Source organism: Moraxella caprae DSM 19149 (genome assembly GCF_000426885.1).
Classification (GTDB): Bacteria; Pseudomonadota; Gammaproteobacteria; order Pseudomonadales; family Moraxellaceae; genus Moraxella; species Moraxella caprae.
The window spans coordinates 1-10458 of the sequence record NZ_AUGF01000059.1 but is presented as its reverse complement, the minus strand read 5'-3'; the positions used below and the strand labels follow the sequence as shown (position 1 = coordinate 10458).

General features: G+C 41.5%; 11 protein-coding genes and 1 pseudogene. 5 read left to right on the top strand and 7 right to left on the bottom strand.

Going from position 1 to position 10458, the window contains the following annotated elements; genetic code table 11:
• On the top strand, positions 1-257 hold a 257-nt coding region (locus tag K941_RS17560; RefSeq protein ID WP_208854377.1), incomplete at its 5' end, for an integrase core domain-containing protein.
• On the opposite strand, the gene K941_RS0111290 is transcribed toward K941_RS17560, so the two are convergent.
• Positions 195-1265 (bottom strand): FtsK/SpoIIIE domain-containing protein, encoded by a 1071-nt coding sequence (locus K941_RS0111290; protein ID WP_115341132.1) that lies wholly within the window; start codon positions 1263-1265, stop codon positions 195-197. The two genes, K941_RS17560 and K941_RS0111290, sit on opposite strands and share 63 nt — an antisense overlap.
• 272 nt (positions 1266-1537) lie before the next feature.
• Positions 1538-2914: a diaminobutyrate--2-oxoglutarate transaminase gene (locus K941_RS0111275; protein WP_029103695.1), complete on the bottom strand. Its 1377-nt coding sequence runs from the start codon at positions 2912-2914 to the stop codon at positions 1538-1540.
• Between the two features lie 596 nt (positions 2915-3510).
• Between K941_RS0111275 and serA the strand changes: the two genes are divergently transcribed.
• Positions 3511-4737, top strand: coding sequence for a phosphoglycerate dehydrogenase (gene serA, locus K941_RS0111270; RefSeq protein WP_029103694.1), 1227 nt, complete (start codon positions 3511-3513; stop codon positions 4735-4737).
• Between the two features lie 58 nt (positions 4738-4795).
• Here the strand turns inward: serA and K941_RS0111265 are convergent, their stop codons facing one another.
• A complete protein-coding gene (locus tag K941_RS0111265) occupies positions 4796-5224 on the bottom strand; it encodes a pilin (protein ID WP_167539605.1) in 429 nt (142 codons plus the stop codon).
• A 113-nt stretch (positions 5225-5337) separates the two neighbouring features.
• Between K941_RS0111265 and K941_RS0111260 the strand changes: the two genes are divergently transcribed.
• On the top strand, positions 5338-6030 hold the full coding sequence (locus K941_RS0111260) for a hypothetical protein (RefSeq protein WP_029103692.1): 693 nt from the start codon (positions 5338-5340) through the stop codon (positions 6028-6030).
• Between the two features lie 2 nt (positions 6031-6032).
• On the opposite strand, the gene K941_RS17555 is transcribed toward K941_RS0111260, so the two are convergent.
• Both K941_RS17555 and K941_RS16540 read right to left on the bottom strand, forming a co-directional pair.
• Positions 6033-7196 carry a sulfatase-like hydrolase/transferase gene (locus tag K941_RS17555; RefSeq protein WP_051226045.1) on the bottom strand — a complete coding sequence of 388 codons (1164 nt, stop codon included), beginning with the start codon at positions 7194-7196 and terminating at the stop codon, positions 6033-6035.
• Between the two features lie 14 nt (positions 7197-7210).
• Positions 7211-7474: a hypothetical protein gene (locus K941_RS16540; RefSeq protein WP_051226044.1), complete on the bottom strand. Its 264-nt coding sequence runs from the start codon at positions 7472-7474 to the stop codon at positions 7211-7213.
• A 161-nt stretch (positions 7475-7635) separates the two neighbouring features.
• Here K941_RS16540 and piv point away from each other — a divergent pair, with 161 nt between their 5' ends.
• The gene (gene piv, locus K941_RS0111250) at positions 7636-8604 is read left to right on the top strand and encodes an IS110 element transposase-like pilin switch DNA invertase Piv (protein ID WP_029103691.1); all 969 of its coding nucleotides are present in this window, start codon (positions 7636-7638) and stop codon (positions 8602-8604) included.
• The gene (locus K941_RS15710) at positions 8601-9071 is read left to right on the top strand and encodes a pilin (RefSeq protein WP_051226043.1); all 471 of its coding nucleotides are present in this window, start codon (positions 8601-8603) and stop codon (positions 9069-9071) included. Before piv ends, K941_RS15710 begins: the two co-directional genes overlap by 4 nt.
• 84 nt (positions 9072-9155) lie before the next feature.
• On the opposite strand, the pseudogene K941_RS15705 reads toward K941_RS15710, so the two are convergent.
• Together K941_RS15705 and K941_RS17230 are read right to left on the bottom strand one after the other, a co-directional pair.
• Positions 9156-9640: pseudogene (locus tag K941_RS15705) on the bottom strand (IS3 family transposase); the annotation flags it as partial.
• Positions 9641-9835: 195 nt separating this feature from the next.
• Positions 9836-10375 carry a hypothetical protein gene (locus K941_RS17230; protein ID WP_156892336.1) on the bottom strand — a complete coding sequence of 180 codons (540 nt, stop codon included), beginning with the start codon at positions 10373-10375 and terminating at the stop codon, positions 9836-9838.
• Positions 10376-10458: the final 83 nt, after the last annotated feature.

Here is a 10458-nt window from a genome sequence, read left to right as displayed (position 1 = left end):
CCAAAGTAGGCAGACCACAAACCAACGGCAAAGCTGAACGGGTCATACGAACATTGATGGAGCTTTGGCATAATCAATATGAGTTTGTCAGCAGTGAACACAGAAAGCAAGAATTAACCAGATTTCTTAATTTCTACAACACTGTTAGACCACATTCATCTTTAACCAAGAAAGATGAGATTACAGGAAAAACTTTAACTTTTACTCCTTATGAGTGGTTGGAGTTTTATTTTAAACAAAGTGTAAATAACGGGTGAGTTTCTTACAGGTAAAGGATTATCAGGATTTTGGTTATTATAAATATTAATGTCTTTGATATTTTGTGATTTAAAAAGCTCTCGTCTGATTTCTACATCAGGGCGTAAACTTTCTAATAAAGCCAAACCATATTCACTGGCATTGGCTTCCAAAAAGATTTTTTCTACATTGGGGTGATTTTTAAATTGATTAAATTCCACGCCTGCAAAGTCTAGCAAATACAAGCGAATTTGCCCTGCGTGGTATTGTTTACCAATCTGCATAATGATGTTATTCATCAAAGTGGATTTACCTGAACCTGGTACGCCTAGTAGCAAAACGCTGTAATTTTCGCTCTTTTGCCCCAACGATAAAAATGCGTCATCGCCATTGGGTAAACTGCCAATTTTGATATGCAAAAAGTCGCTTTCGCCATTGTCGTCATTGACTGTTAATTTATCTTGTATTTTTTGAACAATGGCGGTTTGATTGACATCGGCAAGAAAAAATGAATAATCAAATTGTGCCATTTTTTGCACAGGTAAAATCGTTTCATCGCATTCTAGCCAAGTAAAATCTCTTTTGAGTTTAATCGACGATAATGTGTTTAACAATGCGTTTAGGGTGTGTTCGTGGTCATTGATGATTTGCTTTTTGTTGTGCAAGGCAATGACATAAACACCTGCATTATAAGCATATTTTAAAAAATTCTGTAAACGCTCTGGCGAAATGCTGTTTTTGGGAAAATCTGCGGTATTGATAATCAACACCAAATAAGGTTCTGGGCGTTTGGTGTGAGCATTATAATCATCAAGATGACTGTCATTGGGGCTAAATAGCTGACGGTAGCGGTATTGAATGGTTTGCTCTAATTCATTAAAAATTTGGGTACTGGCATTATCATTGGTGTACAGATGACATAATTTTTGGCGTTCAAGTTGGGTTAAAAATGGAAAATTTGGACGATAGGCAAAATCAATAATATGTATTTGAACCAATCCAATCGGTGCATCTTCTAAAAGACACAAAACGGTATTTTCAATTTGACGATTGGCAAGAGTTACATCATCAGGGTGATAATGTAAGCAAAACCCGCCTTGTGTGGCAGGCAGATAAGCAGGTAATTTGCCATAAGTTTATGAATGAAATTCACCAAGATAGATACATTGGGGGAATTTTGGGGAAGTCATAAAATTTTCCTTAATTTTTTCTCAATTTTAACCAAAATTTAAACAATAGTAAATAAAAGCGTGCAACTTTCATCGCACGCTTTTGATTTTTAATGGTTTTTAAATAAGTATCAACCACGAACCGCTTTTACCGCTTCGCCCACCGCCTTTTTAAAGCGAGTGATGACCTGCTCACACTCTTCACGAGTGATTGTAATCGGACACAGCAAACGCACCACCGTACCGCCACGACCACCACGCTCTAACAGTAGCTTATTATCAAAGCACGCTTTTTGGATAGCGACCGCAAGCTCACTGTCGGCAGGGTATGACCCCATATGGTCGGCGGATTTACGCTCGTCCACAATCTCAATACCCACCATCAAGCCACGTCCACGCACATGACCGATGCAGGGGAATTCTTGTGCCACTTTACGCAGTTCATCACGCAAAAACTCGCCTTGAATGCGTGAGTTTTCGGCAAGGTTATTGTTGCTGATTTGTTCTAGGACATTATAGCCTGCCGCCATGGCTAGCTGATTGCCACGGAAAGTACCTGTATGACCTGCTGGCGACCATGCGTCAAATTTTTTGTTGATGGCAAGCACGCACAACGGCAAACCACCGCCCACCGCCTTAGACATGACGACCACATCAGGGACAATCTCAGCGTGTTCAAAGGCGAACATCTTGCCAGAGCGAGCAAAGCCAGCTTGTACTTCGTCCAAAATCAGCACGATGTCGTGCTTGGCGGTAACTTCACGAATCTTTTGGAGCCATTTTTTGGGAGCAGGGACAACACCGCCTTCGCCCTGAATGGCTTCTAGGATAACAGCAGCGGGTTTTACCACACCACTTTCTACATCTTCGATGAAGTTTTCAAAATAATAAGTCAAAGCGTCCACGCCTGCCTCGCCACCAAGCCCTAGCGGACAACGGTATTCGTGTGGATAAGGCATAAACTGCACGCCCGCCATGAGATTGCCCACCTTTTCTTTGGCGGATAGGTTGCCTGTCATGGCAAGTGAGCCGTGCGTCATGCCGTGATAGCCGCCAGAGAATGCGATGACATTATCACGCCCTGTATAGGTTTTGGCAAGCTTGATGGCAGCTTCTGTACCGTCAGCCCCTGTTGGACCGCAAAACTGCAAGACAAAATCTTTTGGAAAAAATGACAACAATTTTTCGGTGAATGCGTCTTTGATTGGCGTAGTGATGTCAAGGGTATGCAGTGGCAAACCGCTTTCTAGCACATCTTTGATGGCATTGATGGTGGCAGGGTGATTGTGTCCTAGGGCTAGCGTACCTGCTCCTGCTAGGCAGTCAAGGTATTCGTTGCCTTCGACATCTGTTACCCAGCATCCTTGTGCTTTGGCGATTGCTAATGGAAGTTTGCGAGGATAGCTACGAACATTTGACTCCATCTGGTTTTGACGAGTCAAATAGTAGTCGTTGGTTGCACCGTCTTTGGGGGCGGTTGGGGCATGATTTACAGAATGAACGCTCATATCGGATTACCATCTCAGATAAGGGTTAAAAGAAAAACCTATGAATACAATCTCAATCTTATCAATCACATATGAAAATTTGATGACTGTATCCCTAAACCCAAACCCAATTTATCAACTAAAATTTGGGTTTAACAAGGTCATGACGTTCGGCGTGTGGTTCAATGAAATTAGGAATGATAGTTAAGAAAAATCCATTGCACACCAGTTTTGCAAGAGTAATCATAAATAATGATTTGACCGCTTGCACGGCAATAATACTTTTTAAATTTAATAGAACAAATGTAAACTTATCAAAAATTTAAAAGTGGCAAATTATAGCACATGTTCAAAATTTGACAACTAAAATTTCATTTTGCTACCGATTTAGGTTATTGTATCATGGTTTTTTAGGACAAAACAAAAAGTTACTGATAACCAACATTTACATACATGATGAAAATTTTTAAATTTCCTTTAAAATTTTGCAAAAGTCAAATTGCCAATGACCTTATTTCTAATCAAGTTACAAAAAACGCCCAAAACCCTTTGCAAAATCTGCCAAATGGGTGTATAACTATGCCTTTGCCAACTACTCTTTATTGTAAGGATTTTTCATGACTTTATCCCTTAACAAAGACAAAATCCGCTTTTTGCTCTTAGAAGGCGTGCATGACAACGCCCTAAAAGTGCTAAACGAAGCTGGCTACACCAACATCGAATACATCAAAACCGCCCTTGACGAAGATGAACTCATCGAAAAAATCAAAGACGCCCATTTCATCGGCATCCGCTCACGCACCCAACTCACTCGCAAGGTGCTAGAATCTGCCGAAAAACTCATCTGTATCGGCTGTTTTTGTATCGGTACGAACCAAGTGGATTTGGACGCCGCCTTAGAGCTGGGCATTCCCGTCTTTAACGCCCCCTACTCAAACACTCGCTCGGTCGCCGAGCTGGTGCTTGCTGAGACCATCATGCTCATGCGTGGCATTCCTGAAAAAAATGCGGTCGTCCATCGTGGCGGCTGGAACAAATCTGCCAAAGACAGCTATGAAGTGCGTGGCAAGACCATGGGTATCGTGGGCTATGGCTCTATCGGCTCACAGCTGTCCGTCCTGTGCGAAGGACTGGGCATGAAAGTCATCTATCATGACGTGCTGACCAAACTGCCACTGGGTAATGCCGTGCAAGTGGGCAGTTTTGATGAACTCCTAGAAAAAGCTGACGTGGTAACTCTGCACGTCCCTGACCTGCCTAGCACCCGTAATATGATGACCGCTCGTGAGTTTGGTCTTATGAAAGACGGCTCATTCTTTATCAACGCTGCTCGTGGCGGGTGTGTGAATATTGAAGACTTAGCTGCCGCCTTGGAGAGTGGCAAACTGCTCGGGGCTGCCATTGACGTATTCCCCAAAGAGCCAAAATCGGCTGATGAAGAGTTTATCTCGCCCCTTCGTGCCTTTGAAAACGTCATTCTCACCCCCCATGTCGGCGGTTCTACCCAAGAAGCCCAAGCCAACATCGGTCTAGAAGTCGCTGACAAATTCGTCCGCTACTCTGACATGGGCGACACGACAAGTAGCGTAAACTTTCCCAACGTCTCCATTCCGTTCACGGACAAGAGCCACCGCCTGCTACACATTCACCAAAACGTCCCTGGTGTACTCTCGCAGGTCAATGCCTCCTTTGCGGACGCTGGCATCAACATCACCGCCCAGTCGATGATGACTCGTGGCGATGTCGGCTATCTGGTCATGGACGTGGACGACAACGACTCCGCCAAAGCCCTAGAGCGCTTGCGTTCCGTACCGCAGACCATCAAGGTGCGTGTGTTGTTTTGATTGCACTATCCTAAATAACCCAAAAATAAAACCACTCGTGATGAGTGGTTTTATTTTATCATTCTCTGCATGATATTGGCGTATATTTATCCTTCCAGCCAGATGATCTTTCTTCCAATACACACGACCACAACCCATCATTGCCACGCACCATGGACAGCTTCGCCCCTGTCAGTGCTGTATAAGAATCCTTGCCAAATTCAGCGGTCAGTTTATTAAATCTACCCTCTTTAATATCGATGTGGGCAATATACACTAGATTCGACTGTGGGTCTTCTGTCATGCCAATGTATTCAAAACTATCATCACTATCTGCTTCTTGCGGATCAAGTGTGGGCAACCGTCCATCTGCCAAAATAGAATCAATGATGGTGCGAGCTGCATTAATCTCATAATGCACACGATTCACCTGAGCTTTAGCAATATAATCTTGATACATAGGTAAGGCAATCGCTGCCAACGTCCCGATGATTGCTACCACAATCATCAACTCCATTAAGGTGAAGCCCTGTTGGGCATTTAAATTGTTTTTCATCATAACTCTAGTAAAGAAATTAATATCTGATATAATTAAGCAATTTCTGTACCAACTTTTATTTTATGACATCACTTACCCTCTCTTTGATAAAAACCAAAGCTAAAGCCGGCATCACTCACTTTACCATCTCGTTGCTCATCTTCTGTTTTGTGGTAGCTTGGGTATATTTTTTTGCTTATCCTGACGTGTACTTTACCATGGCGGGGGCAATACAGGGGCTTACCTTGGTCTTCTTGGTGGATGTCGTGCTAGGACCTTTGTTGTCATTTTTGGTGTATAATCCTGCCAAACCCAAAAAAGAAATCATCTCTGACTTTGTTATCATTGGTGCCGTTCAGATTGCCGCCTTGGGATATGGTCTGACCACACTCTACAAAGAACAACCTCAAGCAGTCATCATCTACCCCAAAAGCTCAGCAACGGTTATCAATAAACGCGAGATGACCGATTTTGAATTGGGCGAATTATCGCAATATGAAAAACTAGGCAAATTACCTGCGGCTGTCTATACACCAGATCGAAAGCACCCTTATCAGTCCATGTTACAAGCTTTGGATGTTATTAAAGAAACCGATCTAGCCAATCGACGTACTCTTGCTCAAAACATGGATGATTTAGCCGTCCTGCAAAGTTTGGAAAAACAATACGGCAAGCTGTATATCTTATCTGTCATGGCAAAATACAATGGAGCATACTTCGCCCTTGATGAAGACTTTAACTTGGTAGCAAAATTTGGCGAAAAACCAATCTCTTAACATCATGCTTTAACCTTAAAATGCAACCAGCTCACCCGCTGCCAATGAATGTGCGAATGGATAGGCTCCCGCATCATCAGCGGAGGCATATGATCGCCCACAACAATCACCTCAACACCTGCCATCTCAGGGCGTTTGATAAGTTCGCCCAATCCATCAAAAAACTGGGCGTGTAGCATAAAGTTGTTACAAATATCGCCTTTGGGTAGGTTGTGCTTATTGCAGTCTAGTCGGTGATTGATGATATCACCTCTAGGGTAGTGGGAATGACTGGTTAGGGTTAGCCAATAAAAGAAGTTTTTATCATGGGTGGCAAAACTTTCTGCAACAATATCAAACAGTTCGTTATCACAAATACCATTAAAAGCCTCACAACGTTTTTTGTCGCCATGATGTTCAGCAAAGACCGTCTCAGCAAAACCCATTTTTGGATACAAAAAATCTCTTTCATAAATCTGACTAAATCCACCATGCATGCCTATGGTATGATACCCCATCCGCTTTAATTGATTAGGCAAACAGTTGTCAAATTCTTTATTAGCAACTTTATTAAAGGCATAACCACCCTCTACGTCAAGCAAACACAGCTCCCTAAGCTCACCTTCCACCGTTGCTCCTGCAAAGTCAAAATAACCGTCCTTGATAAACTCTAGTCTGTCAGTTTGATTGTAAATACCTGCCAAAATATCTTTTTGAGTGCTATCATGACGTGCCACCCCCCATGACTCTGCCACAATGAGTAATTTTTTATCAGAATTGCCAAAATAGCTAGAGGCGTTATCAATGTCGATGGGGATCATGGTTGGTACTTTGCCAAAATGTTTAACAAATTCACTATCTGCCACCCACCGATAGCGTTTGTACTGGCTATGAATGACAAAGTAATCTGACTGAGCAAATCGTTCACCATGTCTATCTACATATTTGATTTCATTAAAGTGGCTATACGCAAAAAAACCAACGAGTGACACAAATAGCACATAAAGCCATCCTGTCTTAATCATAAAAGGTTTGGCAAGTCGTCTCATAATAAAGGGCATAACGGTAAGATATGTCGCCACAATTCCTACAAGCACCATATAACGCAAGGGGGCATTGACCAAAAATGGAGCAAGTGATATTGCTGCAAAAATATCCAAAAATGGGAATAATTGCATGGTCATCATCACAACATCAAGACTTATGGTGCAAAGCGCAGCACCAACATCGCCAACACACGAAAAAACCGATAAGGCAGAGCAAATAGCACACATGCCACAAAATAATCAATGTTAATAAGAGGTCGAGACACACCCACAAAATACGCACCAATCAGCAAAAAAACATTGGGAATCAGCAAAAAAATCAATGCCTGTGCCAAAAGCAGCCAATCAAGCTTTGGCAGTTTGTAATCATGAACGAGCCAATCGGGATATTTTTTAGAAGAATTCTTTTTTATGGTCATAGAACAATTACCGTTAAATTTGCATTTATAGATCAAATCCTCTATAATTCATGCATTGTGCAATAATATTGGGGAAAACTCGCTTGGTATCCTGGGAGCAAAACCCGCAAGCTAGGTTGAGACAACTCCTTTACCAAACTAGTTTGGTGCTTTATACTACCATGTCTAAAACTTACATTGGGATTGATATCGCCAAAAACACATTTGACGCCTGCTTTATTAGCCATAACACTTGGCAAAACTGTACATTCACAAATGACCAACAGGGTTTTATAGAGCTAACATTGTGGATTCAAGCACATCATTATAACACATCTACCTTACATTTGATTATTGAGGCAACGGGGGCTTATTGGGAAAAATTAGCTCATTGGGCAATCTCTCATCATCATAAGGTAAGTATTGTCAACCCCTTATATATTCATGCATACGCCAAAAGCCTAGGCATACGCACCAAGACAGATAAGCAGGATGCCATTCTCTTGGCACGCTATGGTGCAAAAGAAAATCCACCTTTATGGCAGCCTAAATCAGACAACGAAATAAAACTGACTGCCCTTCTAAAACAACGTGAACACCACAAACGGCAACTCATCAAAGAACGCACTCGACAGGAAGCTCTGTCTATTTATGTGAAATCGTATACTGATGACAACATTCGTCATTGGAGTGACAGCATCACACAGCTCGATCATCAAATTTGGCAACTCATCAATTGCACGCCCGAGCTAAATCACCGTGCCAGCCTACTTGCCACAATACCTGGAATTGGCAAAAAGACACTGCCACATTTACTGGTTGCCATTGGAGATGGTTCATTATTTCAAAGTGCCAAACATCTAGCAAGCTATGCTGGGCTTGCCCCTCGTCATCATCAATCAGGCATTAGTATTCACAAGCAGTCTTCCATTGGATTTAGTGGACAAAAAGAACTACGTTCAGCCCTTTTTATGCCCGCTGTCATAGTCAGCTTTGGTCGATATCCCGCTTTTCAAAAGTTCATCAAACGCATGGAACAAAAAGGCAAAACCAAAAAACAAATTATTATCGCCATCATGCGCAAATTACTCACCATCAGCTATGCCGTTATTCGCCAAAATCGCCCTTTTGACAAACGCATTCATGAATAACATTTATTGGTATCCTAGCTGCAATCGCTCTACCTGCTTACCAAGACTACATCTCTAAGTCTCAAACCACTCGTATCGTGGGTGAGCTAGCTGCTGGTAAAACTGCTGTGGATGCTGCTCTATTTGAAGGTAAAATCCCTGCACTTAAGGATGCCGCTGCAGCTAAAAATACTAAAGCGAAAGAAAATATTGGTCTAAGCTCAGATGCTCAAGATGCTGTATCTACTTCACCACGTTCTAACTTGCTAAGCAAAGTAGAAATCAAAGGTGGTTTTCTTACTGGTGCTGGTACTGGTAGTATCACAGGTACCGTAGGTGGCAATGCGAACACAGATATTACTGGCATTGAAATCTCTCAAAATCGTGATAATCAGGGTGTGTGGACTTGTACTATTAACAAAAAAACTGTTGCAGGTTGGAAAGACAAGTTTGCTCCAACAGGTTGCACAGTAGGTACTGGTTCATAATAATTTAGTTATTCATTTAATCAAAAAGCCATTGAATCGAACCTGTCCCCAAATCTTAGACATAAGATAAAGGTTAGGTTTTCATCAAGGCTTGATTAACCCTGATTGGACTAAGTTTCTGTACTTCACAGGACTTAGTCCTTTTAGTTTGCTCTTTATTCTATCATGATTGTAGTAGTGTATGTATTCATCAATGGTGGTTTTAAGCTCATCGCTTGATGTAAATGTGGTTGTCTCATAAAATATCTCTTCTTTGGTGTACCTTCGAGCCTCTCTATCATGGCATCATCAAGGCAGTTCCCTTTTCTTGACATGCTTTGGGTTAAGCCTTGCTCTTTTAAGGTTTGTTGATACTGGTGCATTTGATAATGCCAGCCCCTGTCTGAATGAATGATGCGCTTGCTATTTTCATTGTTCTTACTGTTCTTATCATACCTATCTGCACCACCTAACTTTAATAAAGCATCATTTAACATCTCTTTGACCAATGCGTATGTTGGTCTATCCTTTGTCGCATAACTGACAATCTCACCATTAAATAAGTCCATGATGGGTGATAAGTACAGTTTTCTTTGAATGACACTGCCATCATTTGCCCTGTCTTGTACAGTCAACAAAATTGAATTTTACTACAAAAACCGTTCACCCTGAGCTATGCCTGCGGGTGAAGCGGTTCTCCGTTATGGGTGGGCATAGCTCACCACGAACAGAAAACCTCTGTTGTGCTTTGAATAGAATTTACTATACAAATTGTCAAATATTGCTTATTCTTGGTGATATATTTGTGCTGATAGTTGGTTTTTATAGGGTAGGTAAGGAGATGGTGTGATGTGTATGGTGTAATGATTTAAAGTTTTGCGATCAAAAAAGATAAAATGGCTGTTATGCTTGATGTTCTCACCCAAGATAAACCCTTCATCACCGTTTGCCACCAAGATATAATAAGGGCGATTCTCTACTTCAATAATATCATAACCCGTAAAAAAGGCTGAACGCAAATACCCTATCGAAAACGCAGAAACGACCACATACACAAAAATAAAAGCCATAAAAATCTGATAATATTTTTCGTTACTCATCAACTCCCTAAGACGAATAGAAAAAGAGATTGCCCGTCCGAACTTATGGCAAACTAAAGAAATGGCTAAAATAGAAAGTACACTTCCCATCAGACGGTATGACGACAAAATACCAACAATAAAAATACAGTAGCAACATGATGGGTGTTGATACGATCGCCAATAAAATAAAAATTTTGACAAACCCCAAATGAGATGCACCCCAAGAGACATGTAGTAGCTCAAAAAATCTCTTAATAAACTTAAACGCCTGATATCCGATTAAATAGCCGATAACAAGAACCATGGATACCACACAGACATAAGCC